The organism is Pseudomonas sp. BF-R-30, from assembly GCF_019956175.1.
Classification (GTDB): domain Bacteria; phylum Pseudomonadota; class Gammaproteobacteria; order Pseudomonadales; family Pseudomonadaceae; genus Aquipseudomonas; species Aquipseudomonas jessenii.
This window is the reverse complement of record NZ_JAHBDE010000011.1, coordinates 212,843-238,803: the sequence shown is the minus strand read 5'-3', so window position 1 is coordinate 238,803 and position 25,961 is coordinate 212,843. Positions and strand designations below refer to the sequence as shown.

21 protein-coding genes and 1 pseudogene are annotated in these 25,961 nt (G+C 62.1%); 18 read left to right on the top strand and 4 right to left on the bottom strand.

From position 1 onward, the window contains the following. Positions 1 to 4 precede the first annotated feature (4 nt). The 11 genes and pseudogenes from KGB20_RS07850 (at position 5) to madM (ending at position 13,867) form a co-directional block, all read left to right on the top strand. Positions 5 to 5,922 (top strand): annotated as a pseudogene (locus KGB20_RS07850) (Hpt domain-containing protein). Further along, a complete protein-coding gene (locus KGB20_RS07845; RefSeq protein WP_154947420.1) occupies positions 5,915 to 6,376 on the top strand; it encodes a chemotaxis protein CheW in 462 nt (153 codons plus the stop codon). Before KGB20_RS07850 ends, KGB20_RS07845 begins: the two are co-directional and overlap by 8 nt. A gap of 232 nt (positions 6,377 to 6,608) precedes the next feature. Next, complete coding sequence (mdcA, locus tag KGB20_RS07840; protein ID WP_154947419.1) at positions 6,609 to 8,279, top strand: malonate decarboxylase subunit alpha; 1,671 nt, start codon at positions 6,609 to 6,611, stop codon at positions 8,277 to 8,279. Further along, positions 8,279 to 9,154: a triphosphoribosyl-dephospho-CoA synthase gene (locus tag KGB20_RS07835; RefSeq protein WP_154947418.1), complete on the top strand. Its 876-nt coding sequence runs from the start codon at positions 8,279 to 8,281 to the stop codon at positions 9,152 to 9,154. The genes mdcA and KGB20_RS07835 overlap by 1 nt, the downstream gene beginning before the upstream one ends. Continuing rightward, positions 9,154 to 9,453 (top strand): malonate decarboxylase subunit delta, encoded by a 300-nt coding sequence (locus tag KGB20_RS07830; RefSeq protein WP_057712932.1) that lies wholly within the window; start codon positions 9,154 to 9,156, stop codon positions 9,451 to 9,453. Before KGB20_RS07835 ends, KGB20_RS07830 begins: the two co-directional genes overlap by 1 nt. Beyond that, positions 9,446 to 10,297 carry a biotin-independent malonate decarboxylase subunit beta gene (locus tag KGB20_RS07825; protein WP_154909923.1) on the top strand — a complete coding sequence of 284 codons (852 nt, stop codon included), beginning with the start codon at positions 9,446 to 9,448 and terminating at the stop codon, positions 10,295 to 10,297. Before KGB20_RS07830 ends, KGB20_RS07825 begins: the two co-directional genes overlap by 8 nt. After that, positions 10,294 to 11,097, top strand: coding sequence for a biotin-independent malonate decarboxylase subunit gamma (gene mdcE / locus KGB20_RS07820; RefSeq protein WP_154909922.1), 804 nt, complete (start codon positions 10,294 to 10,296; stop codon positions 11,095 to 11,097). The genes KGB20_RS07825 and mdcE overlap by 4 nt, the downstream gene beginning before the upstream one ends. Continuing rightward, positions 11,091 to 11,711 carry a malonate decarboxylase holo-ACP synthase gene (locus KGB20_RS07815; protein WP_154909921.1) on the top strand — a complete coding sequence of 207 codons (621 nt, stop codon included), beginning with the start codon at positions 11,091 to 11,093 and terminating at the stop codon, positions 11,709 to 11,711. The genes mdcE and KGB20_RS07815 overlap by 7 nt, the downstream gene beginning before the upstream one ends. Then, complete coding sequence (mdcH, locus tag KGB20_RS07810; RefSeq protein ID WP_154909920.1) at positions 11,708 to 12,619, top strand: malonate decarboxylase subunit epsilon; 912 nt, start codon at positions 11,708 to 11,710, stop codon at positions 12,617 to 12,619. Before KGB20_RS07815 ends, mdcH begins: the two co-directional genes overlap by 4 nt. 65 nt (positions 12,620 to 12,684) lie before the next feature. Beyond that, a complete protein-coding gene (gene madL, locus KGB20_RS07805) occupies positions 12,685 to 13,101 on the top strand; it encodes a malonate transporter subunit MadL (protein WP_154909919.1) in 417 nt (138 codons plus the stop codon). Position 13,102: 1 nt separating this feature from the next. Beyond that, positions 13,103 to 13,867, top strand: coding sequence for a malonate transporter subunit MadM (madM, locus tag KGB20_RS07800; RefSeq protein WP_154909918.1), 765 nt, complete (start codon positions 13,103 to 13,105; stop codon positions 13,865 to 13,867). A 111-nt stretch (positions 13,868 to 13,978) separates the two neighbouring features. On the opposite strand, the gene KGB20_RS07795 is transcribed toward madM, so the two are convergent. Beyond that, positions 13,979 to 14,893 carry a LysR substrate-binding domain-containing protein gene (locus tag KGB20_RS07795; protein ID WP_057712939.1) on the bottom strand — a complete coding sequence of 305 codons (915 nt, stop codon included), beginning with the start codon at positions 14,891 to 14,893 and terminating at the stop codon, positions 13,979 to 13,981. A gap of 131 nt (positions 14,894 to 15,024) precedes the next feature. Here KGB20_RS07795 and trhA point away from each other — a divergent pair, with 131 nt between their 5' ends. Beyond that, complete coding sequence (trhA, locus tag KGB20_RS07790) at positions 15,025 to 15,642, top strand: PAQR family membrane homeostasis protein TrhA (RefSeq protein WP_150815076.1); 618 nt, start codon at positions 15,025 to 15,027, stop codon at positions 15,640 to 15,642. On the opposite strand, the gene KGB20_RS07785 is transcribed toward trhA, so the two are convergent. After that, entirely contained in the window at positions 15,639 to 16,556 is a 918-nt protein-coding gene (locus KGB20_RS07785; RefSeq protein ID WP_102672868.1) for a LysR family transcriptional regulator, read from the bottom strand. The two genes, trhA and KGB20_RS07785, sit on opposite strands and share 4 nt — an antisense overlap. A 109-nt stretch (positions 16,557 to 16,665) precedes the next feature. Here KGB20_RS07785 and KGB20_RS07780 point away from each other — a divergent pair, with 109 nt between their 5' ends. From KGB20_RS07780 to KGB20_RS07770, 3 genes are read left to right on the top strand one after another with little or no spacing between them, the layout of a single operon-like run. Next, complete coding sequence (locus KGB20_RS07780) at positions 16,666 to 17,907, top strand: D-amino acid dehydrogenase (RefSeq protein WP_154909917.1); 1,242 nt, start codon at positions 16,666 to 16,668, stop codon at positions 17,905 to 17,907. Positions 17,908 to 17,934: 27 nt separating this feature from the next. Beyond that, positions 17,935 to 18,285, top strand: coding sequence for a RidA family protein (locus KGB20_RS07775; RefSeq protein ID WP_057712943.1), 351 nt, complete (start codon positions 17,935 to 17,937; stop codon positions 18,283 to 18,285). 29 nt (positions 18,286 to 18,314) lie between these two features. Further along, a complete protein-coding gene (locus tag KGB20_RS07770; protein ID WP_090451909.1) occupies positions 18,315 to 19,217 on the top strand; it encodes a transporter substrate-binding domain-containing protein in 903 nt (300 codons plus the stop codon). Positions 19,218 to 19,321: 104 nt separating this feature from the next. On the opposite strand, the gene KGB20_RS07765 is transcribed toward KGB20_RS07770, so the two are convergent. Together KGB20_RS07765 and KGB20_RS07760 are read right to left on the bottom strand one after the other, a co-directional pair. Beyond that, positions 19,322 to 20,041, bottom strand: coding sequence for a 16S rRNA (uracil(1498)-N(3))-methyltransferase (locus KGB20_RS07765; protein ID WP_150815073.1), 720 nt, complete (start codon positions 20,039 to 20,041; stop codon positions 19,322 to 19,324). Positions 20,042 to 20,193: 152 nt separating this feature from the next. Next, a complete protein-coding gene (locus KGB20_RS07760; RefSeq protein WP_057712946.1) occupies positions 20,194 to 21,600 on the bottom strand; it encodes an adenosylmethionine--8-amino-7-oxononanoate transaminase in 1,407 nt (468 codons plus the stop codon). 223 nt (positions 21,601 to 21,823) lie between these two features. Here KGB20_RS07760 and KGB20_RS07755 point away from each other — a divergent pair, with 223 nt between their 5' ends. The 3 genes from KGB20_RS07755 to KGB20_RS07745 all read left to right on the top strand — a co-directional run bounded on the left by KGB20_RS07755 (position 21,824) and on the right by KGB20_RS07745 (position 25,876). Next, entirely contained in the window at positions 21,824 to 23,575 is a 1,752-nt protein-coding gene (locus KGB20_RS07755; protein WP_154909916.1) for an FAD-dependent oxidoreductase, read from the top strand. 1,129 nt (positions 23,576 to 24,704) lie between these two features. After that, positions 24,705 to 25,256, top strand: a complete 552-nt coding sequence (locus KGB20_RS07750) for a cytochrome b (RefSeq protein ID WP_154909915.1) — start codon at positions 24,705 to 24,707, stop codon at positions 25,254 to 25,256. A gap of 32 nt (positions 25,257 to 25,288) precedes the next feature. Continuing rightward, positions 25,289 to 25,876, top strand: coding sequence for a YceI family protein (locus KGB20_RS07745; RefSeq protein ID WP_154909914.1), 588 nt, complete (start codon positions 25,289 to 25,291; stop codon positions 25,874 to 25,876). Positions 25,877 to 25,961 lie beyond the last annotated feature (85 nt).

Sequence of the window (25,961 nt, the reverse complement as noted above, 5' to 3'; positions counted from 1 at the left end):
GGTTATGGGTGATCGGCACGACTATGTGGCCCTCGAGTGGGTCAAGGGCGAGATTGCCGAAACGCTGAAACAGGCTCATCACGCGATTGAAAACCTGCTCGATGACCCGCAGGCGACGCAAGCGCTGGATGCAAGCCTTTCGTGCATCCACCAGGTTCATGGCAGTTTGCAGATGGTCGAGTTCTACGGCGCGGCGTTGCTCGCCGAAGAAATGGAACAGCTGGCCATGGCCTTGCAGGGCAACCGTGTCAGCCATCGCGACGAGGCGTTGCACCTGTTGATGCAGGCCCTGGGGCAGTTGCCGATCTACCTGGACCGGGTGCAAGGCGCGCGCCGCGACTTGCCACTGGTGGTGTTGCCACTGATCAACGACCTGCGCAGCGCCCGCGGCGAAAGCCTGCTGTCGGAAACCAGCCTGTTCAGCCCGCAATTGCCCGAGTTGCCAGCGTTGGACGCACAAGCGCTGGCGCAGCTGGAACCGGCCGAATTGCCCGGTGTGCTGCGAAAGCTGCGGCAGATGCTGCAAATGGCGCTGGTCGGATTTTTGCGCGAACAGGACAACGACACCAACCTCGATTACCTGGCCAAGGTATTCACCCGCCTCGAAGCACTGTGCGACAACGCCCCCCTGAGCCCGTTATGGCAGGTGGCATCGGCGCTGGTCGAAGGCATGCAGGGCGGTGCGATCGCCAATAGCCCGGCCTTGCGCAGCCTGTTCAAGGATGCCGACAAGGAACTCAAGCGCCTGCTCGAACAAGGCATGCCCGGTATCAACCAGCCGGCCCCGCCGGAGCTGCTCAAGAGTTTGCTCTTCTATATTGCCAAGGCCGAACATCCCACCGGGCAGATGCTGACCATGAAAGAACGCTACTCACTGGACGACGCGCTGCCCGACAGCGTGATGGTCGATGAAGAACGCGCGCGCCTGGCCGGTCCCGACCGCGACGCCATGCGCTCGGTGCTGGCTGCGCTGTGCGAAGAGCTGGTGCGGGTCAAGGAGCGCCTGGACCTGTTCGTGCGCAGTGACCGCCAGCACACTTCCGACCTCGACAGCCTGCTGGCGCCGCTGCGGCAAATCGCCGACACCCTGGCGGTCCTGGGCTTCGGCCAGCCGCGCAAGGTGATCATCGATCAATTGGCGGTGGTGCTCAGCCTCGCTCAGGGCCAGCGCGAACCCAACGATGCGATCCTCATGGATGTTGCAGGGGCCTTGTTGTACGTCGAAGCGACGCTGGCCGGCATGGTCGGTACCGTGGAGCCGGAGAGCCAGGACGACAACCGCCTGCCCACCACCGACCTGACGCAGATCCATCAGATCGTGATCAAGGAAGCCCGCATCTGTTTGCAGCAGGCCAAGGACATGATCGTCGACTACATCGACGCCGATTGGGACCGCCAGCATTTGCAGGCGTTGCCGGCCTTGCTCACCCAGGTGCGCGGGGCGCTGGCGATGATTCCGTTGAGCCGGGCGGCGAGCCTGGTCGAAACCTGCAATCACTTTATTCGCGAGCACCTGTTGCTCGAGCCGGGTCAACCGGGCTGGCAGGAACTGGACAGCCTGGCCGACGTGATCACCAGCATCGAGTACTATCTCGAACGCCTCGGTGATGACCCGCAAGCGCAGGGCGAAAACCTGCTCGATGTCGCGGAAAAAAGCCTGGCGAACCTCGGCTTTTTCCCCAGTGAGCAGCATGTGCCAGTGCTTGATGATGTGCTCAACCCGACCCAGGCGCAGGTCATGCAGATGATGCAGGAGCTGGAGGATCCGCAGGTCGTCCAGACCTTGGCCGATGTGCTCGCCAGTCCGGTTTCGACTCTGAATCCGCCCGCGCTGAACACCCCGGGCAGCCTGCTGCCGCCACCCGCGGGCGAAGAGCCGGTGGACGAAGAACTGCGCGAAGTGTTCCTCGAAGAAACCGACGAAGTTCTGGAAATCCTGCACGATTACTTGCCGCGCTGGTCCGCCAACCCAGACAACCGCTCGGCCCTGAGTGAGTTGCGCCGCGCCTTCCATACCCTCAAGGGCAGTGGCCGCATGGTGCGCGCCCTGGTGCTGGGCGAGCTGGCCTGGGCCGTGGAAAACCTGCTCAATCGCGTACTGGAGAACAGTGTGGAGCCGGGTGCTACGGTGCAGCAACTGATCGGCGATGTGCTGCATCTGCTGCCGGAGCTGGTGGCTGAATACGCCGCCAATGCCCAGCGTCAGCGCAACGATGTCGATCAGTTGGCCGCCCGCGCCCATGCCCTGGCCAAGGGCGATGAACCGGTGTCCGATGAGGATACGCAAGATGTCGCGGCCCTCGACCCGCTGTTGCTGGAGATCTTTCGCAAAGAGGCCGAAACCCACTTGGGCAGCCTCAATCGCTTCCTTGATCAGGCCGCCGAGCATGTGCCGTTGCAGGCCAGCGACGAATTGCAGCGCGCCTTGCACACCCTCAAGGGCAGCGCCTCCATGGCCGGCGTGTTGCCGATTGCCGAACTGGCCGCACCGCTGGATCAACTGGCTCGGGAATACAAGGCGCACCTGATCGCACTGGATCTGGATGAAGTCGAATTGTTACTGGAGGCAGAAGGACTGTTTCGCCTCGGCTTGCGCCAGCTCAAGCGCGATCCGCTAGCGGAAATTCCCGGTGCCCGGGGTTTGACCGAGCGCGCCAGGTCGCAGCTGGCCGAGCGCCTGGCAAACCTCCTGAGCACACCGAACACTGGGCTGCGAATCAAGCGCGACCCGCAACTGATCAACAACTTCCTCGCCCAGGGCATGGACATCCTGCTGGACGCCGAAAGCCTGTTGCAGCGTTGGCAGCAACACCCCGGCGAACGTCAGGAGCTCAGCGCGCTGCTGGACGAATTGACCACCCTCGGCGAAGGCGCCCATCTGGCCGACCTGCACCCGGTGGACGAGTTGTGCGAAGCGTTGCTCGACTTGTACGGTGCCGTGGAAGAAAGCAGCCTGGCGGTCAGCGAGCGGTTTTTCCATGAAGCACAGGGTGCCCACGAAGCACTGATCAACATGCTCGACGAACTGGCCGCCGGGCAGGAAGTCAGCCCGCAGCCGCTACGGATCAGGGCCTTGCGCGAGCTGCTCGACGAGAGCCTTGACCCGTCGGCAATGGGCTTGATCCGCAGCGATGGCATCCGAAGCCTGAGCATCCGCGAACTGGGTTCTGCCACCGAGGAACTTGAGCGCACGCTACCCCCTGCCCCTGTAGGAGCGAGCTGGACGATGAAATCGTTGCGATCTTCCTTGAAGAGGCGGTGGATATCCTCGAAAGCGCCGGTCAGGCCTTGCAGCGCTGGTTGCGCGACTCGGACAACGCCGCGCCGCTGTCGTCCCTGCAACGGGATTTGCACACCCTCACAGGCGGTGCACGCATGGCTGAGGTCGGGCCGGTCGGCGATCTGGCCCATGAGCTGGAAAGCCTTTACCAGGGTCTGGTGGACCGTCGTTATGCCTTCAGCGATTCACTGGCGGTGCTGCTCAAACAGAGCCATGAGCGACTGGCGTTGTACCTTGAACAGTTGCAACTCAACCAGCCGCTGGACGATTCCCGTGAGCTGATCGAAGCCATTCGTGCCTACCGTCAAGGGCATGCGGGTATCACCGAGGGGGCCCGGCAGGCGACCGGCAGCGACGCGGCTGCGCACGATACTGAATTGCTGGAGATCTTCCTCGAGGAAGGTTTCGACATTATCGAAAGCTCCGGGGCGGCGCTTGAGCGCTGGCAGGCCCAGCCTTCGAGTCGTCAGGAGGTGGAAACCCTGCTGCGCGACCTGCACACCCTCAAGGGCGGTGCGCGCATGGTGGAAATCGCCGCGATTGGTGATCTGGCCCATGAACTGGAGTTCCTCTACGAAGGCCTGTCCACCGGCGTGCTGCAACCGACGGAGCCGTTGTTCGCGCTGTTGCAGCGCAGCCATGACCGCCTGGCGCAGATGCTCGATGCGGCCCGCGCCGGTGAGCCGATGCCGCCGGCCGATCGCTTGATCGATGCGATCAAGAACTTTAGCCATCCGGCCGTGCCGGAAACGCCCGCGTCGGTTGCGCCGTCGGCCACGCCCAAGCCCGAGCCGCTGGCGCCGCCGTCCGATGCCGGCGCGGACATGGTCAAGGTCTCGGCGGAGCTGCTCGACGATTTGGTCAACCTGGCCGGTGAAACATCGATCTTCCGTGGCCGAATCGAACAACAGGTCAACGATGCGCACATCGCCCTGAATGAGATGGAAACCACTATCGAGCGGATGCGCGACCAGTTGCGCCGCCTCGATACCGAAACCCAGGGGCGGATCCTCAGCCGCCAGCAAGTCGAGGCCGAACGCCTGGGCTACGAGGAATTCGACCCGCTGGAAATGGACCGCCACTCACAATTGCAGCAACTGTCCCGGGCATTGTTCGAGTCGGCTTCTGACTTGCTCGACCTCAAGGAAACCCTCGAGCGACGCAATCAGGACACGGAAAACCTCCTGCAACAGCAGGGCCGCATCAACACCGAACTGCAGGAAGGCCTGATGCGCACGCGCATGGTGCCGTTCGAACGCATGCTCCCGCGTTTGCAGCGCATCGTCCGGCAGGTGTCCAGCGAACTGGGCAAGGACGTGGACTTCATCGTCGACAACGCCGAAGGTGAAATGGACCGCAGCGTTCTCGAACGCATGGCCGCGCCGCTGGAACACATGCTGCGCAACGCCGTCGATCATGGCCTGGAGTCCGTTGAAGTGCGGTTGGCGGCGGGGAAGCCGGCCAAGGGGAAAATCACCCTCGATCTGCTGCGCGAAGGCGGCGACATCATTTTCGACATCCGCGACGACGGTGCCGGTGTACCGCTGGACGCGGTGCGGCGCAAGGCGATCAAGCGCGGCCTGCTCGCCCCGGACAGCATCATCAGTGATCACGACGTGTTGCAGTTCATCCTGCAACCGGGGTTTTCCACCGCCGAAAAAATCACCCAGATCTCCGGGCGCGGCGTCGGCATGGACGTGGTGCATGAAGAGGTGAGACAACTGGGCGGCACCATGAGCATCGACTCGGTGCCCGGGCAGGGCGTGCATTTCCGCATTCGCCTGCCGTTTACCGTATCGGTCAACCGGGCGTTGATGGTGCAGTGCGGTGAGGACCAATACGCGATCCCGCTCAATACCATCGACGGCATTGTTCGCGTTCTGCCAAATGAACTCGAAGGGTATTTCCGCTTCGATTCGCCAACCTACGAATACGCCGGCCAACATTACGAGCTGTGCTATCTGGGTGAGCTGCTGAAAACCAGCCCGCGCCCGAAGCTGTTGGGCCAGAGCCTGCCATTGCCGGTGTTGCTGGTGCAGTGCAACGAACGGCACATCGCGGTGCTGGTGGATGCCATGGCCGGCACTCGCGAAATCGTGGTCAAGAGCCTGGGGCCGCAATTTGCGGCGGTGCAAGGGGTGTCCGGGGCGACGATTCTCGGGGACGGCCGGGTGGTGCTGATTCTGGATTTGCTGGCGCCGATCCGCGCCATGCAGGCCCGTGTGCCCCAGCGTCCGGCGGGGCAAGAGGTCGAGGTCGAACCGCATCGGCCGCTGCTGGTGATGGTGGTCGACGACTCGGTCACCGTGCGCAAGGTCACCAGCCGCTTGCTCGAACGCCACGGCATGAGCGTGCTGACCGCCAAGGACGGAGTCGATGCCATGCTGCTGCTGGAAGAGCACATGCCCGACCTGATGCTGCTGGACATCGAGATGCCGCGCATGGATGGCTTCGAAGTCGCGACCCAGGTGCGCAACGACGAACGCCTGCAACACCTGCCGATCATCATGATCACCTCCCGCACCGGACAGAAACACCGCGACCGCGCCATGGCCATTGGCGTCAACGACTACCTTGGCAAGCCGTACCAGGAATCGGTGCTGCTCGAAAGCATCGCCTTGTGGAGCAAGACCCATGCTTGAGCACCGCACCAGCAACCTCACCGGCCTGCTGCTGCCGTTGGCCGACCGCAACCTGATCCTGCCCAACGTCGCCGTTGCCGAGCTGATCGATTACCAGCAGCCGGGGACGTTCGACCTCGACACGCCGCCGTGGTATCTGGGCCTGGTGACGTGGCGCGACCGGCAGATTCCGCTGCTGAGTTTCGAGTCGGCATGCGCGCAGAAAATCGTCATCGGCGAACGCGCGCGGATCGTCATTCTCAACGCCCTGGGCGGGCGCCCCGAGCTGAAATTCATTGCGCTGCTGGTGCAGGGCATTCCGCGCTCCTGCAAGCTCGATAGTCAGTTGAGTTATGTGGATGTGCCGTTGTGTGCGCTGGAACAGGCGGCGGTGCAGGTGGGCGAGCAAGTGGCCAAGGTGCCGGATCTGCTGGCGCTGGAGGCGTTGTTGGTGGATGCCGGATTGACCATCTGATCGCGGACTTGCGTTGACTGCACCGGCCTCTTCGCGGGCAAGCCCGCTCCCACAGTTGATCTGTGGTGAACACAAAACCCTGTGGGAGCGGGCTTGCCCGCGAAGAGGCCCGCATGAACGACGCAGATCTCGATCATTACCCTGAGCGTAACGATCCACCACTCTGCTTGATTGATACCCCCAACCAACACTCCTAAGGTGACCCCCACGACAGCGAACCCGTGGAGTGGTCATGACAACAACAATATCCCCCGACTCGCGATGGACGCGGCGGCGCAGCGAAAAGCAGCGGCGCCTCGAGCTGGTGCGAGGTCTTGCCGACGGTGTGGTGTTGCCCACCGACAACATCGTCGCGGCGCTTGAAGCGCTGATTCTGCCCGGCGACCGCGTGGTGCTCGAAGGCAACAACCAGAAGCAGGCGGATTTCCTTTCGCGCTCCCTGGCCAAGGCCGACCCCGCGAGGCTGCATGACCTGCACATGATCATGCCCAGCGTCGGACGCTCCGAGCACCTGGATCTGTTCGAACGGGGTATCGCCCGCAAACTCGACTTCTCTTTCGCCGGCACCCAGAGCCTGCGCATCAGCCAGCTGCTTGAAGACGGCCTGCTGGAAGTCGGCGCGATCCACACCTACATCGAACTTTACGCACGGCTGGTGGTGGACCTGATTCCCAACGTCGTGTTGTCGGCCGGGTTCATGGCCGACCGCGCCGGCAACATCTACACCGGGCCGAGCACCGAAGACACCCCGGCGCTGATCGAACCGGCGGCCTTCAGCGACGGCATCGTCATCGTCCAGGTCAACCAGTTGGTGGACGACGTCAGCGACCTGCCGCGCGTCGACATCCCCGCCTCCTGGGTCGACTTCGTGGTGGTGGCCGACAAGCCGTTCTATATCGAACCGCTGTTCACCCGCGACCCTCGGCACATCAAGCCTGTGCACGTGCTGATGGCGATGATGGCGATTCGCGGGATCTACGAAAAACACAATGTGCAGTCGCTCAACCACGGCATCGGTTTCAACACCGCTGCCATCGAATTGATCCTGCCGACCTACGGCGAATCCCTCGGCCTCAAAGGCAAGATCTGCCGCAACTGGACGCTCAACCCGCACCCGACGCTGATCCCGGCGATTGAAAGTGGTTGGGTCGAAAGCGTGCATTGCTTTGGCACCGAGTTGGGGATGGAGAACTACATTGCGGCGCGGCCGGATGTGTTCTTTACCGGGCGCGACGGCTCCCTGCGTTCCAACCGGATGTTCAGCCAGCTGGCCGGGCAATACGCCGTGGACCTGTTCATCGGCGCGACTTTGCAGGTCGATGGCGATGGTCATTCTTCCACCGTCACCCGCGGGCGCCTGGCTGGTTTCGGCGGCGCACCGAACATGGGCCACGACCCGCGAGGTCGTCGCCATGGCACGCCGGCCTGGCTCGACATGCGCAATACCGATGTGGCCGAGCCGATGCTCGAACGCGGCAAGAAACTTGTGGTGCAGATGGTCGAGACCTTCCAGGAGGGCGGCAAACCGACCTTCGTCGAAACCCTCGATGCGGTGGATGTGGCGAAGAAAAGCGGCATGCCACTGGCGCCGATCATGGTCTACGGCGACGACGTCACCCACTTGTTGACCGAAGAAGGCATCGCCTACCTGTACAAGGCGCGCTCACTGGAAGAACGCCAGGCGATGATCGCCGCCGTCGCCGGGGTGACCGCCATCGGCCTGCGCCACAACCCCAAAGACACCGCGCGCATGCGCCGCGAAGGCCTGATCGCCTTGCCCGAAGACCTCGGCATCCGCCGCACCGACGCCACCCGCGAACTGCTCGCGGCGAAAAGCGTGGCCGATCTGGTTGAGTGGTCCGGTGGCCTCTACAACCCGCCCGCCAAGTTCAGGAGCTGGTAATGCACGCACTTAACCTGCAACCAAAAAGCCTGAGCCTGGCCGAACGGCTGGCGGACCTGGCAGTGGATGCGCTGATCGACGAGGCTGATCTGTCGCCGAAACCGGCACTGGTCGACCGTCGCGGCAATGGCGCCCACACCGATTTGCATCTGGGGCTGATGCACGCCTCGGCGCTGTCCTTGTGGCCGGCCTTTAAAGAAATGGCGGAAGTCGCCATCGAGTTCGGCGAGATCGGCTTGCCCCTGCGCGAAGCCGTGGGCCGCATCGGTCGCGAAGGTGAGCAAGCCATGCTCGACACTACCGGCGGGGTGAACACCCATCGCGGGGCGATCTGGGCCTTGGGCCTGTTGGTCGCTGCCGTGGCGCTGGAGCCTCAATCGTGCAGTGCAAATAGCGTGGCGTTACGGGCGGCGCGGCTGGCCCTGCTCGACGACCGTTTTGCGCCACGTCCGCTCAGTCACGGTGCGCAAGTCGCCCAACGCTACGGCGCTCGCGGCGCCCGTGAAGAAGCGCAACTGGGTTTTCCGGCGGTGACCCAACGTGCACTGCCACAACTTCTGCGCAGCCGCGCCGCCGGTCATGGCGAGCAGAACGCCCGGCTCGACGCACTGTTGGCGATCATGACGAGTCTGGCCGACACCTGCGTGCTTTACCGCGCCGGTGAAGAAGGCCTGAACACCATGCAACTGGGCGCCCGGGCGGTGCTCGATGCGGGCGGCAGCGCCAGCCTCGGCGGACGTCGCCGCCTGCATGAGCTGGACCAACAACTCATCGCGCTGAATGCCTCGCCCGGTGGCGCTGCCGACCTGCTCGCAGCCTGCCTGTTCATCGACCGTATCGCGTCTGGCGACGGCCTTATCCAGGGAGTGTTTTGATGGAAACCTTATCCTTTGAATTCCCCGCCGGGCAGCCGCCACGCGGTCGCACCCTGGTGGGTTGTGTCGGCTCTGGCGATCTGGAAGTGCTGATCGAACCGGGTCAGGCCGGCAAGTTGACGATCAATGTGCAGACCTCGGTCAACGGCAGCGAACAACGCTGGCGGCATCTGTTTGCACGGATGTTCGATGGCCAGACGCCCCCGGCCATGGATATCGATATCCACGATTTCGGCGCGACGCCGGGCGTGGTGCGCCTGCGTCTGGAGCAAGGCTTCGAGGAGATCGGCCATGACTGACAGCGCATCTTTGCTCAACAAGCACAGCTTCGTCGAACTCGGTGCCCGGCAACGGGCCAAGACCCTGCTCGATGCCGGCACCTTCCGCGAACTGCTCGACCCCTTTCAACGGATCATGTCGCCGTGGTTATCGCGCCAGGGCGTGGTGCCGCAAGCCGACGACGGCGTGGTGATCGCCAAGGGCAACCTCGATGGTTTGCCGGTGGTGATCGCGGCCATCGAAGGCGCGTTCCAGGGCGGCAGCCTCGGTGAAGTCGGCGGAGCAAAAATTGCCGGCGCGCTGGAACTGGCCGCCGAAGACAACCGCAACGGTATCCCGACCCGCGCCGTGCTGCTGCTGGAAACCGGTGGCGTGCGCTTGCAGGAAGCCAACCTCGGCCTGGCGGCAATTGCCGACATCCACGCGGCGATAGTCGATTTGCAGCAGTACCAACCCGTGGTCGGTGTGGTGGCGGGCAGCGTCGGTTGCTTTGGCGGCATGTCGATTGCCGCCGGGTTGTGCAGCTATCTGCTGGTGACCCAGGAAGCGCGGCTCGGCCTGAACGGCCCGCAGGTGATCGAACAGGAAGCCGGACTCGAGGAGTACGACTCCCGCGACCGGCCCTTCATCTGGAGCCTGACCGGTGGTGAGCAACGCTTCGCCAGTGGTCTGGTGGACGGTTATGTTGCCGACGACGTGGCGCAGATCCGCCAGCAGGTGGGTGAGTTACTCCAGCAAGGATTGCCAACGCAACCGCGTAGCCAACAGGCCGAGTTGTTCCTGCAACGGTTGGCGCGTCTGGATGCCGAACCGCAAATCGAGCCGTCCGTGGTTCGCGATCTGTACCAAGGAGAACGCCCATGAGTTCGTATTCCCTGCGAGGCTTGAACTGGTTCAACGCCTTGAGCGCCGGAACGAAAGCGATCGAGGGTTTGCCGGCTTCGCTGAAGGTCGCGGACGCCGTGCTGGGCGATCAGCCTGTGCGTTTCCTCGCGGTGGTGGCCGACCCGGAAAACCGCTTCGTCCGTGCACGTAACGGCGAAGTGGGTTTGCTCGAAGGCTGGGGCCTGGCCAAGGCCGTGGATGAAGTCATCGCCACCGATCAAAACAAGGCACGCAAGCGCGCTCTGATCGCCATCGTCGACGTGCCGAGCCAGGCTTATGGTCGACGGGAGGAAGCCCTCGGCATTCATCAGGCGCTGGCCGCTGCGGCGGGCAGTTATGCCCGTGCCCGTCTGGCCGGTCATGCGGTGATCGGTTTGCTGGTGGGCAAGGCGATGTCGGGCGCGTTTCTGGCTCACGGCTATCAGGCCAATCGCTTGATCGCCCTGCGCGATCCGGGAGTGATGGTGCACGCCATGGGCAAGGCGTCGGCCGCGCGGGTGACCTTGCGCAGCGTCGAAGAGCTCGAAGCCTTGGCTGCCAGCGTGCCGCCGATGGCCTATGACATCGACAGCTATGCCAGCCTCGGGTTGCTGTGGGAAACCTTGGCGGTGGAGAAGATCGAGCAGCCGACGGCGGCGGATCTGGCGCGGGTGACCGAGTGCCTGCATCAGGCGATTGACGATGTGGCCGCCGCTGGCCGTGATCTGAGCGGTCGGCTGGGTGCGGCCAATCGGGCGGCGTCGAGCAAGGTTCGTCAATTGCTGAGAGCGCAGTGGTGAGCACGCTACTGGCTCACGACCTGCTGTGGGGCATGACCCCGCAGCAGTTGCCGACGGATGCGCCTGCGTGGGTGATCGAGTCGATCAGTGCCGGCCAGCCGGTGGTGGTCCGTCGCGCCTTGAGCGCGGCGGGGCAGGTGGCCGTGGGCGTGCGCGGGCCATTGCGCGAACAGCGATTTGCCGCGGTGATGGAAGTCGCCGCCATCACCCGGCGGGTACAGCCGGAAGAGCTGTGCCATGTTCAAGGCCGGCGCGATTTCCCGGCACTGCGTGCCTTGGCGCAACTGCGCTCGCACCTCGATGGCAGTGGCTGGGTCTGGGGTGTCAGCGGCAGCGCCGGGTTCGAGTTGGCCAGTGGGTTTGCCGCTTTGCACCAGGGCAGCGACCTCGACCTGATCCTGCGTACGCCACGTCCGTTGAGTCGTGTCGACGCCCAGGCGTTGGTGGCCGTTCTTGATACAGCCGTATGCCGCGTGGACCTGCAACTGCAGGCGCCGTCGGGTGCCGTTGCCTTGCGCGAATGGGCCGGTGCTTCGTCGCGAGTCCTGCTGAAAAATGCCATTCAAGCCACCCTGGTGACTGATCCGTGGAATCCACAGGAGCAAGCAGCATGAGCAGCTTGCTGGTGTTCCCCGGCCAGGGTGCACAACAACCCGGAATGCTGGCGCGTTTACCTCGGGAAACGTTGAACGAGGCGAGCGACCTGCTCGGTGAAGATGTGACGCAGCTGGATTCTGCCGAGGCGTTGCAGTCGACGAGGGCGGTTCAGCTTTGCCTGCTGATCGCCGGCGTCGCTGCTTCACGCCAGTTGGGCATGGCCCCCGACTACGTGGCCGGCTTGTCGATCGGCGCTTACCCGGCAGCGGTGGTGGCCGGTGCCTTGGGTTTCAGCGATGCGCTGCATCTGGTCAGCCTGCGCGGTGAGCTGATGCAGCAGGCTTATCCACAGGGCTACGGCATGACCGCGATCATCGGTCTGGACCTGGCCACGGTGGAAGGATTACTGGCCCGGGTGCACAGCGCAGAAATGCCGGTTTATCTGGCCAATATCAACGCCGATAACCAGGTGGTGATTGCCGGTAGCGACGCGGCGATGAAAGCGGTGGCCGGGTTGGCGAAAGGTTGCGGAGCGGGCTTGGCCAAGCGTCTGGCAGTGAGCGTGCCGTCCCACTGCCCATTGCTTGAGGCGCCCGCGCAACGGTTGGCCGAAGCCTTCGCCAAGGTGCCGCTGCACACCCCGAAGATGGGCTACCTGAGCGGCAGTCGCGCGCGTCCGCTGATCAAGCCTGAAGCCTTGCGTGACGACCTGGCCTTCAACATGTGCCGCATCGTCGATTGGCGCGGCACGGTACAAAGCGCCTACGAGCGCGGCGTACGTCTACAGATCGAACTGCCGCCCGGTGCGGTGCTGACCGGACTGGCGCGCCGGGTGTTCGAGCAGGGCACCGTGATTGCCTTCGACGGTGCACGGCTCGACACCTTGCAGGCGCTGATGCGTGAGGAGGGAAGCCGCCACCTTTAGATCATCTGACTTAAGGCTTCGCACAACAAAAACAACATTCGAAATGCACTTTGAGGACTACAGCAATGATTATTTACGGTGTGGCGCTGTTGGCGATCTGTACGCTGGCAGGGGTGATCATGGGGGACATGCTCGGGGTGTTGCTGGGTGTGAAGTCAAACGTCGGCGGTGTCGGGATCGCGATGATCCTGCTGATTTGCGCACGGTTGTGGATGCACAAGCGTGGCGGCATGACCAAGGATTGCGAGATGGGCGTCGGCTTCTGGGGCGCGATGTACATCCCGGTGGTGGTGGCGATGGCGGCACAACAAAACGTGGTCACGGCGCTGCATGGTGGTCCGGTGGCGGTGTTGGCAGCGATCGGTTCGGTGGTGATCTGCGGCTGCACCATTGCCCTGATCAGCCGGACCCATAGAGGCGAACCCTTGCCCGATGAACCGGTGGATGTAACGGCGGTTGGCGCACCGGCAGGAGGTCGCTGATATGTGGGAACTCATCAAGAACGGTCTGGAACACAACGGTCTGGTCACCGCATTCGCCTTTGTCGGCGTGATCATGTGGGTGTCGGTAGTGATCTCCAAACGCCTGACCTTCGGGCGTATCCACGGCTCGGCGATTGCCATCGTCATCGGCCTGGTACTGGCCTGGGTCGGCGGCACGATGACCGGCGGTCAAAAAGGCCTGGCGGACCTGACCCTGTTTTCCGGCATCGGGCTGATGGGCGGCGCCATGCTGCGGGACTTCGCCATCGTCGCCACGGCCTTCGAGGTGCAGGCCACGGAAGCGAAAAAGGCCGGCTTGATCGGTGTGATCGCGCTGCTGTTGGGCACAGTGCTGCCGTTTATTGTCGGCGCGTGCATGGCCTGGGTCTTCGGCTACCGCGATGCGGTGAGCATGACCACCATCGGCGCCGGTGCGGTGACCTACATTGTCGGGCCGGTGACCGGCGCGGCCATTGGCGCCAGTTCCGATGTGGTGGCGCTGTCGATTGCCACCGGTCTGATCAAGGCGATTCTGGTGATGGTCGGCACGCCGATGGCGGCGCGCTGGATGGGCCTGGACAATCCGCGCTCGGCGATGGTGTTCGGTGGGCTGGCCGGGACGGTCAGTGGCGTGACTGCCGGTTTGGCGGCGACGGATCGGCGTCTGGTGCCTTATGGCGCGCTGACCGCGACATTCCACACCGGGTTGGGCTGCTTGCTGGGGCCTTCGTTGTTGTACTTCATTGTTCGCGGGATTGTCGGCTAGGTTCAGGGGCTGAGTTGTCGGGTCCGACGCTTTCGCGAGCAAGCCCGCTCCCACATTTGGAATGCGGTCGAATGTGGGAGCGGGCTTGCTCGCGAAGGGCTCGACACGGTTTCAAGCCTGCCGATTGGCATACATCCGACACTCCGCCAGCAACGCCAGCAGATTCGGATCACGCTCCTTGGCTTTGAGGAACACCACGCCAATGTGCTGCTGCAACCGGTACTTTTCCTGCAACGGGATCAGCTTCACCCGGTTCTCGTACACCGCCGCAATCCGCCCCGGCAGCAACGCATAACCCACGCCCGAACTGACCATGCTCAGCAGGGTGAAGATGTCGTTGACCTGCATCGCCACCTTCGGTTCGAACCCTGCCTGCTCGAATACCCGCTTGCCGTCCTGATGGGTGGCGAAGCCCTGGGTCAGGGTGATGAAGGTTTCGTCGCGGACCTCGGCCAGGTCGACTTCGGTTCGCTGGGCAAACTTCGAGTCGGCGGGGGTTGCGAGGAAGATGTCGTCGGAAAACAGCGGGATCTGCTCGCAATCCGGGTCGTTGACACTGTCGTCCAGCGACACCAGGGCCGCATCGACTTCCATGTTCTTGAGCTTGTAGAGCAGGTCGATGTTGGAGCCCAGAATCAGGTCGATGTTGAGCTCGCTGCGGCGGATCTTCAAACCCATGATCAGTTGCGGCACGGTCTTGACCGTCAGTGAATACAGCGAGCCCAGCTTGAAACGTTCGGCGGAGAACCCGGCGGCTTCGCGGGTCAGGCGCACGCTTTCGACGACATCCTGAATCAGCTTCTGCGCCCGCTCTTCCAGCACATAAGCGCTTTCCAGCGGCGTCAGGCTGCGGCCTTCGTGCTTGAACAGGGGGCAGCGCAGGGCGCTTTCCAGGGAATGGATCGCCCGATGCACGCTGACGTTACTGGTCTGCAACTCGGCAGCGGCCCGCGCCAGGTTGCCGGTGCGCATGAAAGCCAGGAACACCTCGAGTTTTTTCAGGGTCAACTCTTCATCGATCAGCATGGGGCGGACTCTTTTTGGAATGACTCGATTGTGCCCAATTACTCCGGGCCCGTCGTACAGAAACATTGCGCTTTTACGCTTCAAGCCTGAGCCTTGCGCTCTGCGGTAACGAATTTCGAGGTGAGCAACGCATGTATCACGGGGAAAGACTGAACGCCTGGACGCATCTTGTCGGGGCCGTGGCGGCGTTTATCGGCGGGGTGTGGCTGATTGTGCTGGCCAGTCTCGACGGCAGTCCGTGGAAGATTGTCAGCATGGCGATCTACGCCTTTACCTTGCTGGTGCTCTACAGCTCTTCGACCGTGTACCACAGCGTGCGCGGGCGCAAGAAAGCGATCATGCAGAAGGTCGATCACTTTTCGATCTACCTGTTGATCGCCGGCAGCTACACGCCGTTCTGTCTGGTGACCCTGCGCGGGCCGTGGGGCTGGACGTTGTTCGGGATTGTCTGGGGACTGGCGCTGATCGGCATCCTGCAAGAGATAAAGCCGCGTTCGGAAGCGCGGATTCTGTCGATCGTGATTTATGCGGTGATGGGCTGGATTGTACTGGTGGCGGTCAAGCCGCTGCTCGCGGCGCTGGGCAGCGCCGGGTTTGCGTGGCTGGCATCGGGCGGCGTGTTGTACACCGTGGGGATTATCTTTTTTGCCCTCGATCATCGCCTGCGCCATGCCCACGGGATCTGGCATCTGTTCGTGATCGCCGGGAGTTTGCTGCACTTTGTGGCGATTTTGTTTTATGTCCTTTAAGGCTGTACCGGGACCAGGCGATCCAACTGCTCCCGGGCTCGACGGCTGAATACCTGCAACAGATCGTTCAAGGTGTGGGGCGGCGGTTCGGCGGCGCGTGTCACTGCGTACAGGGTGATGGGTAACGGCGGTGCCAGAGGGCGGATCGTTGTGGTGGCGGGAGAGGCGCCAAGGGCGGTGAACGGATCGATCACCGCCAGGCCCGCGCCAGATTCCACCATCGCCCGTGCCAGTGAGTAGGTTTGCACGGCGATGCGTACCCGGGGCGGGGGTTCGACCGCTTCCAGGTAACTGTCGAGCCGCGCGGCCAGCGGATCGGCGCTGGATAAACCGATCAGCGGCGCATCCGCCAGCGCCATCAGAGGCAACGGTTTGCCTGCATCTTCCTGAGGCCAGTAACCACTCGGCGCCAGTGCCACCAGCACGCCGGACGCCAGCGCCTGGGCCTTGAGCCCCGGGTGATCCGGGCGTTGCAGGGTCAGGGCGACATCCACTTCGCGCATCAACAGGTTCTGCACCAGTTCGCGACTGTGGGCGCTGGAAAGTTCGCAAACGATGTCCGGGTAACGCCCGGTCCATTCGTGAATGGCCGGCGGCAGCAATGACAGGGCCAGCGCCGGAGTGGCACCGATGCGCAGGCTGTGGCCAGGCTCGCGGCGCAGGCTCTGCGCCAGGCGTCGTACGCCTTGCAGGCTTTCGCTGACCTTGTCCACTTCGCGCTCCAGCTCCAGCGCTTCCGGGGTCGCCTGCAACTTGCCGCGCACCCGCAGGAACAACGGGAAGCCCAATTGTTGCTCGGCGTGCTGCAACACCTTGCTCACCGCCGGCTGCGAGACATGCAGCAATTGCGCGGCGGCGCTGATTGAGCCGGTCTGGCGGATGGCCTGGAAAATCTCGATATGGCGAAGGCGCATGGCAAGTCCATAACCTTTGTTTATGGGTTTGCCATCTTTATGCATTGTTCAAGGTCTGTCACCTGGCTCTAACCTCGGTGTCGTCTTCACAACGGTTTTAAGGACGGACATGGCTCAGCGTGTGTGCATCATCGGTGGCGGCGTGATTGGCCTGGCAACGGCCTATGCGCTGGTGCGCGACGGCTTTGAGGTGACGGTGGTCGAGGCGCGGGACTCGCTGGGCAGCGAAACCAGCTTCGCCAACGGTGGCCAGTTGTCCTATCGCTATGTCGCCCCCCTGGCCGACGCCGGTGTGCCTTTGCAAGCCATCGGCTGGATGTTGCGCGGCGACTCACCGCTGAAGCTGCGCCCGCGCTTCGACCCGGCCCAGTGGCGCTGGATGGCGTCGTTCCTCGGCGCCTGCCGCCGCTCGGTCAACCGCGAGAACGCCGCGCACTTGCTGCGCCTGGCGTTGTTCAGCCAGGACACATTGAAGTCCTGGCGCGAGGATGATGGACTGGCGGGATTCCAGTGGCGGCGCAATGGCAAACTGGTGACTTTCCGCCAGAACAGCAGCTTCGAGCATGCGCGCCAAGGCTTGGCCGACCCGCAGCAACAGCAAGTGTTGTCGCCGGCCGAATGCGCGCAACTGGAACCGGCGCTGATCGATGCGCCCTTTGTCGGGGCGATCTACACCCCGGACGAAGAGGTTGGTGACTGCCACGGCTTCTGCCAGCAACTGGCCGCCCGGCTGCAAGCGTCCGGCCGTTGCGAGTTTCGTCTCGGGCAAGCGGTGACCGGCATTCGCCACAGCAACGGCAGTGTCAACGCCATCGAACTGGGCGGGCAATTGCTGTCGGTCGATCAACTGGTGATCGCTGCCGGTCACCGCAGTCCGTTGTTGGCGCTACCCGGGCTGCAACTGCCGCTTTATCCGCTCAAGGGCTACAGTCTGACCGTGCCGATCGGCGCCGGTCACCGGGCACCGGACGTGAGCATCACCGACTATGACCGCAAGATTGTCTACGCCCGCATCGGTAAGCAATTGCGAGTGGCGGCGATGGTCGACATCGTCGGCTTCGACCCTGCTTTGGACCCCAAGCGTCTGGCGCTGATCAAGCGTCAGGCCCATGACACCTTTCCAAATGCCGGCGCCTATGACGAAGCCGTCGAGTGGGCCGGCATGCGCCCGGCCACCCCCAGCGGCGTGCCGCTACTGGGCGCGACGGCGTATCGCAACCTGTGGCTCAACCTCGGCCACGGCGCGCTGGGTTTCACCCTGGCATGCGGCAGCGGACGCTTGCTCAGCGAGCTGATCGGCGAGCGCCGGCCTTCCATTGACCTTCAGGGTTTCAGCCACCGGGCCGCCTGAATACTGATTTCAGAAGAGGACACTGCAATGACCATTACCCGACTGCACAGCAACCCGCGCCTGTCTGGCGCCGTGACCTTTGGCGACCTGGTGTTTCTCTCCGGGCAGGTGCCGGGCGATGCCCTGGATGCCACCGGCCAGACCCGCGAAGTGCTGGCGAAAATCGATACCTTGCTGGCGGAGGCGGGCAGCGACAAGGATCATCTGCTCAGCGCGACCATTTACCTGAAGAACATCACAGAGGATTTCGCCGCGATGAACGAGGTCTGGTCGGCCTGGCTATCGCCGGGGCAGGCACCGAGCCGCACCACCGTGCAGGCCGAACTGGCCCGCCCGCAGGTGCTGGTGGAAATCACCGTCATCGCTGCACGCGTCTGATAAACCAACACCCACAACGGAGAATAACAATGCAAAAAATCACGTTGCTCGCTTGTACGCTTGGCCTGTTGCTCGGCAGTCAGGTTCAGGCCAATGAAGCGCCGCTGACCGGCACCCTGAGCAAGATCGCCAGCGCCAACAGCATCACCCTGGGCTATCGCGATGCTTCGGTGCCGTTCTCCTACGTGGGTGATCACAGCGGCAAGCCGATGGGTTACTCGGTGGATCTGGCGGGCAAGATCGTCGAGCGCATCCAGCAGCAACTGGCGCTGCCGGACCTGAAGGTGAAGTACAACCTGGTGACCTCGCAGACCCGCATTCCACTGGTGCAGAACGGCACCGTGGACCTGGAGTGCGGCTCCACCGGCGTGACCGCCGAACGGCAGAAGCAGGTGGCGTTCTCCTATGGCTTCATCTATGTCAAAGGCCAGTTGCTGACCGCGAAGGACAGCGGGATCAAGAACTTCGCTGACCTGCGCGGCAAGAACGTGGTGACTACCGCCGGCACCACCAACGAGCGCTTCCTGAAAAGCTACAACGTCGATCACAAGATCGACATGTTCGTGATCAGCGCCAAGGACCACGGCGAAGCCTTCCAGATGCTGCAGTCGGGCCGGGCGGCGGCGTTCTACATGGACGACGCGCTGCTCTACGGTGAGCGCGCCAAGGCCAATGACCCGCACAAGTGGGTGGTGGTCGGGGAGGAGCAATCGCGGGAGATCTACAGCTGCATGGTGCGCAAGGACGATCCGCAGTTCCTGGCGCTGGTCAACGGCGCGTTGGCGGATCTGTACAGCTCGGGCGAGATCAATGGCATCTACAAACGCTGGTTCGAGCAGCCGATCCCGCCGAAGGGTTTGAACCTTGAGTTCCCGATGACCAGCGAACTCAAGGCGATCATTGCCAAACCGGTGAGTGATCCGGTGCAGTAGCAGCCAGATCGGCCTCTAGACCGTGTCGCGGCCATTCGCGAGCAAGCCCGCTCCCACATTGGAACGCATTCCCCTGTGGGAGCGGGCTTGCTCGCGAAGAGGCACTAGAAATCACCCCAGAGTTGCTGGGCCACCGCCAGTGCAACAACCGGCGCGGTTTCGGTGCGCAACACCCGTGGACCGAGGCGGGCGGCGTGGAAGCCGCCGGCCTTGGCCTGATCGACTTCGGCATCGGACAAACCACCCTCCGGGCCGATCAGGAATGCCAGATTTGAAGGTTTGGCGTGGCTCACCAACGGTTCGGCCACCGGGTGCAGCACCAGTTTCAAATCAGCTTGTGTCTGCTTCAACCAGTCAGTCAGCAACAGCGGCGGATGAATCACCGGCACCCTTGAACGCCCGCACTGTTCGCATGCGCTGATCGCCACCTGGCGCCAGTGCAGCAGGCGTTTGTCGGCGCGCTCGTCCTTGAGTCGGACTTCGCAGCGCTCGGTGAAGATCGGGGTGATTTCAGTGACGCCCAGTTCCGTGGCTTTCTGGATCGCCCAGTCCATGCGTTCACCCCGGGACAGGCCCTGGCCGAGATGGATTTGCAGCGGCGACTCGATCTGCCCGGCGAAGCTTTCATCGATCTGCACCACGACGCGCTTTTTGCCGACGTCGACCAGCCTGGCGCGAAACTCCTGGCCCGAACCGTCGAACAACTGCAACGCATCGCCCTCGGCCATGCGCAGCACGCGGCTGATGTAGTGGGCCTGGGCTTCGGGCAACTCGTGCTCGCCGATGCTCAGGGGGGCGTCGATGAAGAAACGGGACAGTCTCATGCTGGATCTCTGGAAAAATGTGAATCAGTGGAATCGGTGTCGCCTTCATTCGCGAGCAAGCCCGCTCCCACAGTTGACAGCGCATACCCTGTGGGAGCGGGCTTGCTCGCGAAGACGCCGGCCCGGACACCACAGAATCTCAACCGAGCGACTTAGCCCGGATCACGGAACCCCGGGTGGAAGTCCTTCGGCACCGCCACGCTGACGCTGTCACGGGTCGCGATGTCGATCCCTTCGCTGGCCACTTCGGCAAGGAAGTCGATCTGCTCCGGGGTGATCACATACGGCGGCAGGAAATACACCACGCTACCCAATGGACGCAGTAAGGCACCGCGCTCCAGGGCGTGCTGGAACACCTTCAGGCCGCGACGTTCCTGCCATGGCCAAGCCTCTTTGCTGGCCTTGTCCTTGACCATCTCGATGGCCAGCACCATGCCCGTCTGGCGCACTTCGGACACGTTCGGGTGGTCGACCAGATGCGCCGTCGACGTAGCCATGCGCTGCGCCAGGGCCTTGTTGTTCTCGATGACGTTGTCTTCTTCGAAGATGTCCAGGGTCGCCAGGGCCGCCGCGCACGCCAGCGGGTTGCCGGTGTAGCTGTGGGAGTGCAGGAAGGCGCGCAGGGTCGGGTAGTCGTCGTAGAAGGCGCTGTAGACCTCGTCGGTGGTCATGCACGCCGCCAGCGGCAGATAGCCGCCGGTCAGGGCTTTGGAAAGGCACAGGAAATCAGGGCGGATGCCGGCCTGTTCGCAGGCGAACATCGTCCCGGTGCGGCCGAAGCCGACGGCGATTTCGTCGTGGATCAGGTGCACGCCGTAGCGGTCGCAGGCTTCTCGCAGCAATTTGAGGTACACCGGGTGGTACATGCGCATGCCACCGGCGCCCTGGATCAGCGGCTCGACGATCACCGCCGCGACCGTGTCGTGGTTTTCGGCCAGGGTCTGCTCCATGGCCGCGAACATATTGCGCGAATGCTCTTCCCAGCTCATGCCCTCGGGGCGCAGGTAGCAATCCGGGCTCGGCACCTTGATGGTGTCCATCAACAGCGCTTTGTAGGTCTCGGTGAACAGCGGCACGTCACCCACCGACATCGCCGCCATGGTTTCGCCGTGGTAGCTGTTGGTCAGAGTGACGAAGCGCTTCTTGTTCGGCTGACCGCGATTGAGCCAGTAGTGAAAGCTCATTTTCAGCGCGACTTCGATGCAGGACGAGCCGTTATCGGCGTAGAAGCACCGGGTCAGGCCTTCCGGCGTCATCTTCACCAGACGCTCGGACAACTCGATCACCGGTTGATGACTGAAGCCGGCCAGGATCACATGTTCGAGCTGGTCGACCTGGTCCTTGATGCGCTGGTTGATCCGCGGGTTGGCGTGTCCGAACACATTGACCCACCAGGAGCTGACCGCATCGAGGTAGCGTTTGCCTTCGAAGTCTTCCAGCCACACGCCTTCCCCGCGCTTGATCGGGATCAGCGGCAGTTGTTCGTGATCTTTCATCTGGGTGCAGGGATGCCACAGCACGGCGAGATCGCGTTGCATCCACTGATTATTCAGGCCCATTTTCACTCTCCTGGAGGCGGTCCGTGACCAGCGCGGACAAACAATCGCGCAAGCCTATGCAATGCGTGCCACGGGGACAACCCATTGTGTCGAATCAGCTACTTTATCCAGGCCGATAGACGTTGCTGGCGGGCGTCTGAAGGCTGACGTATCCTTCGCGGCTCTTGAGCCGTCTGGCTCGCAAAAACTACTGTTTTCCTCGTGTAATTCCGGAGTTCGCTGAATGTCTGTCGGTTGGCTGCGCGCCTGTGCGCTGGTGATGTTGGGGCTGTTCAGCGTGTCTGCGCTGGCCAAGGATAAAACCGCGATCGTGATCGGCGGCGGCCTGTCGGGCCTGACTGCCGCATACGAGCTGCAGAACAAGGGCTGGCAGGTCACTCTGCTGGAAGCCAGATCTAGCCTGGGCGGTCGTTCCGGCATGGCCACCAGTGAGTGGATCGGCAATGACAAAGCTCAGCCGGTGCTGAACAAGTACGTCTCGAACTTCAAGCTGAGCACCACGCCGGCCCCTGAATTCGTGCGGACCCCAAGCTACCTGATCGATGGCGAGTATTTCTCCGCCGCCGATCTGGCGACCAAGCAGCCAGCCACCGCCGAGGCGCTCAAGCGTTTCGACAAGACCGTGGACGATCTGGCGCGCTCGATCGACGACCCGCTGAACCCGGCCGCCAACAACACCCTGCACGCGCTGGATCAGATCAACGTGTCGAGCTGGCTCGACAAGCAGAACCTGCCGGCCACCGCTCGCCAGTTGATCAACCAGCAGATTCGTACCCGCTACGATGAACCTTCGCGCCTGTCGCTGCTGTACTTCGCACAGCAGAGCCGCGTTTACCGTGGTGTCTCCGATCGTGACCTGCGTGCATCGCGCCTGGTCGGTGGCAGCCCGGTGCTGGCCCAGGCCCTGGTCAAGCAGCTGAAAACCATCAAGACCAGCTCCCCGGTCTCGGCGATCATCCAGGACAAGGATGGTGTGACCGTCAAAGTCGACAACGTCAGTTATAAGGCTGACTACGCCGTGCTGGCCGTGCCACTGCGCGCCCTGAACAAGATCCAGATGACCCCGGCGCTGGACGCCCAGCACCTGGCGGCGATCAAGGGTACCAACTACGGTTGGCGCGACCAGATCATGCTCAAGTTCAAGACGCCGGTGTGGGAAAGCAAGGCGCGCATGTCCGGCGAGATCTACAGCAACACCGGCCTGGGGATGTTGTGGGTCGAGCCTGCCCTGAAGGGCGGTGCCAACGTGGTGATCAACCTGTCCGGCGACAACGCCCGCGTCATGCAGGCGTTCGGCGACAAGCAGATGGCCGATCAGGTGCTGATTCGCCTGCACGCTTTTTATCCACAGGCCCGTGGTTCGTTCACCGGTTATGAAATCCGTCGCTATAGCACCGACCCGTCGACTGGCGGTGCCTACCTGGCCTTCGGCCCGGGCCAGATCAGCAAGTTCTGGCGCCTGTGGGAGCGCCCGATTCAGCGCGTAGCCTTCGCTGGCGAACACACCGACACCCTGTACCCAGGCACCCTGGAAGGCGCGCTGCGCACCGGTCAGCGTGCGGCCAGCCAGGTTGAAGACCTGGCAGCGGGCAAGTCGTTCGAACCGGCGAAAGTGGGTCCGGCCGCCGCAGCGGCGGGCGCTGGTGCGGTGGTGGCGAAGAAAGGCAATTTCTTCAGCAACCTGTTCGGCGGCTCGGATGACGAGAAGAAACCAGAGCCAGTCAAGGCACCTGAACCGGTAGCACCGGCAACTCCGGCACCTGTTTCAGCACCGGTTGCTGCACCGGCACCGGTCGAACCACCGAAGCCTGCGGCACCGGTGAAAACCGAGCCTGCGAAGAAGGCACCGGCCAAGGCCGCCCCAGCCAAGACCGAAACGAAAAAGGCCCCGGCCAAGACTCCGGTGAAGAAAGCCGAGACGGCGAAGAAGCCAGCGGCCAAACCTGCGACGGCCACTGTGACCAAGGCTCAGTAACGTTCAGGTGTAAAAAAGCGCGACCCAAGGGCCGCGCTTTTTTTTGCCATCAAATATCAACCATCCGGTTTGGCTGTGCGGTCCTACATGCTGCTGCGATGCATCAGAAGCTTCTCACAAAAGATTCGGAGCTAAATGATAGCTGGCTCCAGATCTTTGACTTTATGTTCTTCAGATAACGGGAGGATATATGAAATCACTAGCAGTAATAATCATGTTGATAGCACTTTCTGGCTGTGTAAATAGCGAATGGTTTCCTAAGGGGGACAGCCCTGAATTGGCCTATAAATGCCAGATAAATCCGTACGATGCTGATTGTTTTCAGCCGCCTCCGGTTTTCCAAGGGGCTAAGTAATCAAGGTTTTTATCATAATTAGCGTGTGTCGAGATTCTACTGGAGATGTCACTGATTATTAACGTGGCCTTCTTTTTTGGAATACGCCCAGGGGCGAATCCAAAGCGTGCCCAGCATAGATTCGCCGTGCGTTGATCGTAAATGACTAGATTTCCGTCAGCTTGCAACACCAATCGAAATCGTCAATTTCCGGACATAAGTTACTATCCTGCCGACATCACGTGATTGGGGGGTACGCCTGCGAGCTACTTGCTTGAAAGTGGGTGTATGTAATGGCCATGTTTTTTCATTGTTCAATGAACTGTTGAACCCACATTGAACCAAGTTCAACTACGGAAATGGCGATACACATGTATCGCTTTAATAAATAAACCGTTGAAGGTTAGCGTGAAGCAGAAAAGGAAGCGGCAGCCATCAGGTGTCTGGATCGGGGAGGGCGGAGCCTGCCAGGACGGCACCGGTCAAAAATGTTGAATCGAAGAGCAGAGGGGCCACTGACACCAAGGCTCAGCAACGTTCAGGCGAAAAAAACGCGGCTCAAGGGCTGCGTTTTTTTTGCCTGGAGAAAAACCGGGACCAGAATCGAATAAACCTTTTGATACAGGTGTTCTCCGGTTTGTATTCACTTTTTCTCACAATTTCGCGTTTAATCTTTCCTTAACTCGCAGGCTTCAGACTCTTGATCGCATTTTTCGATATTTCAAAGCAAATTTTTCCGCTTTAATTCGATAGATAACTCGATAGTCTTGGGCCAGCACTTACAGGATCTAGGCAATGCAGCTACGTAACTCTACCTCCCGCTACGGCTGGGTCAGCATCGTCATTCACTGGGTTGTGGCACTGGCGGTCTTCGGTCTGTTCGCGCTTGGGCTGTGGATGGTCGGGCTCGACTACTACAGCACCTGGCGCAAAGACGCGCCGGACCTGCACAAGAGTATCGGCCTGGTGTTGCTGGGTGTGATGCTGCTGCGGGTGCTGTGGCGCTTCATCAGCCCACCGCCGCCAACCCTGGCCAGCTACAGCCGCATGACGCGCCTCGGCGCCAGGTTCGGCCATGGCTTTCTGTACATCAGTCTGTTTGCCGTGTTGATTGCCGGTTACCTGATTTCCACCGCAGAAGGTGTCGGTATCCCGGTGTTTGGCTTGTTTGAAGTCCCTGCGCTGGTATCCGGACTGCCGGACCAGGCAGATACCGCTGGCGTGATTCACCTCTACCTGGCGTGGGTGCTGGTAATTTTTTCCGGCCTCCATGCGTTGGCAGCATTGAAGCACCACTTTATCGACCGTGATGTGACCCTCAAGCGAATGCTGGGTCGCAAAGCCTGAAGTTCAACCTCGACTCCAAAGGAAAACAAAGCATGTTGAAAAAGACTCTGGCCGCTCTGGCAATCGGTTCCGCCCTGTTGTCCGCCGGTAACGTAATGGCCGCTGACTACGTGGTCGACAAAGAAGGCCAGCACGCCTTCGTTGACTTCAAGATCAGCCACTTGGGCTACAGCTTCATCACCGGTACTTTCAAGGACATCGACGGCAAGTTCAGCTTCGACGCTGCCAAGCCTGAAGACAGCAAGATCGAGTTCAACGTGAACACCGCCAGCGTTTTCACCAACAACGCCGAGCGTGACAAGCACATCTCCAGCAAAGACTTCCTGAACGCCAGCAAAGCCACGTTCGTTTCCACCAGCGTCAAACCCACCGGCAAAAACGCCGCTGGCAAGGACACTGCCGATGTAGCTGGTGACCTGACTATCCTCGGTGTAACCAAACCAATCGTGGTCAAGGCTACTTTCCTGGGTGAAGGCAAGGATCCATGGGGCGGCTACCGTGCAGGCTTCGAGGGTACTTTCAGCCTCAAGCGTTCCGACTTCGGCAAGCAGAAAGACCTGGGCCCATCGTCCGATGCGGTTGAGATGTACGTGACCTTTGAAGGTGTAAAAGCGAAGTAATGCTGAGACTGTAGGAGCGAGCCTGCTCGCGATAGACCTGAGAGCGCCGCGGAGCATCAGGCTTCCAGCGTTATCGTTGACGACC

Excerpts from the sequence above, each read along its gene's own strand:
- KGB20_RS07785 (WP_102672868.1), bottom strand. The coding sequence starts at position 16,556 with ATGCGCCTTCGCCATATCGAGATTTTCCAGGCCATCCGCCAGACCGGC.
- madL (WP_154909919.1), top strand. The coding sequence starts at position 12,685 with ATGATTATTTACGGTGTGGCGCTGTTGGCGATCTGTACGCTGGCAGGG.
- madM (WP_154909918.1), top strand. The coding sequence starts at position 13,103 with ATGTGGGAACTCATCAAGAACGGTCTGGAACACAACGGTCTGGTCACC.
- KGB20_RS07795 (WP_057712939.1), bottom strand. The coding sequence starts at position 14,893 with ATGCTGATCGATGAAGAGTTGACCCTGAAAAAACTCGAGGTGTTCCTG.
- mdcH (WP_154909920.1), top strand. The coding sequence starts at position 11,708 with ATGAGCAGCTTGCTGGTGTTCCCCGGCCAGGGTGCACAACAACCCGGA.
- mdcA (WP_154947419.1), top strand. The coding sequence starts at position 6,609 with ATGACAACAACAATATCCCCCGACTCGCGATGGACGCGGCGGCGCAGC.
- KGB20_RS07835 (WP_154947418.1), top strand. The coding sequence starts at position 8,279 with ATGCACGCACTTAACCTGCAACCAAAAAGCCTGAGCCTGGCCGAACGG.
- KGB20_RS07825 (WP_154909923.1), top strand. The coding sequence starts at position 9,446 with ATGACTGACAGCGCATCTTTGCTCAACAAGCACAGCTTCGTCGAACTC.
- KGB20_RS07770 (WP_090451909.1), top strand. The coding sequence starts at position 18,315 with ATGCAAAAAATCACGTTGCTCGCTTGTACGCTTGGCCTGTTGCTCGGC.
- KGB20_RS07775 (WP_057712943.1), top strand. The coding sequence starts at position 17,935 with ATGACCATTACCCGACTGCACAGCAACCCGCGCCTGTCTGGCGCCGTG.
- mdcE (WP_154909922.1), top strand. The coding sequence starts at position 10,294 with ATGAGTTCGTATTCCCTGCGAGGCTTGAACTGGTTCAACGCCTTGAGC.
- KGB20_RS07830 (WP_057712932.1), top strand. The coding sequence starts at position 9,154 with ATGGAAACCTTATCCTTTGAATTCCCCGCCGGGCAGCCGCCACGCGGT.
- KGB20_RS07760 (WP_057712946.1), bottom strand. The coding sequence starts at position 21,600 with ATGGGCCTGAATAATCAGTGGATGCAACGCGATCTCGCCGTGCTGTGG.
- KGB20_RS07780 (WP_154909917.1), top strand. The coding sequence starts at position 16,666 with ATGGCTCAGCGTGTGTGCATCATCGGTGGCGGCGTGATTGGCCTGGCA.
- KGB20_RS07845 (WP_154947420.1), top strand. The coding sequence starts at position 5,915 with ATGCTTGAGCACCGCACCAGCAACCTCACCGGCCTGCTGCTGCCGTTG.
- KGB20_RS07745 (WP_154909914.1), top strand. The coding sequence starts at position 25,289 with ATGTTGAAAAAGACTCTGGCCGCTCTGGCAATCGGTTCCGCCCTGTTG.
- KGB20_RS07765 (WP_150815073.1), bottom strand. The coding sequence starts at position 20,041 with ATGAGACTGTCCCGTTTCTTCATCGACGCCCCCCTGAGCATCGGCGAG.
- KGB20_RS07750 (WP_154909915.1), top strand. The coding sequence starts at position 24,705 with ATGCAGCTACGTAACTCTACCTCCCGCTACGGCTGGGTCAGCATCGTC.
- KGB20_RS07755 (WP_154909916.1), top strand. The coding sequence starts at position 21,824 with ATGTCTGTCGGTTGGCTGCGCGCCTGTGCGCTGGTGATGTTGGGGCTG.
- trhA (WP_150815076.1), top strand. The coding sequence starts at position 15,025 with ATGTATCACGGGGAAAGACTGAACGCCTGGACGCATCTTGTCGGGGCC.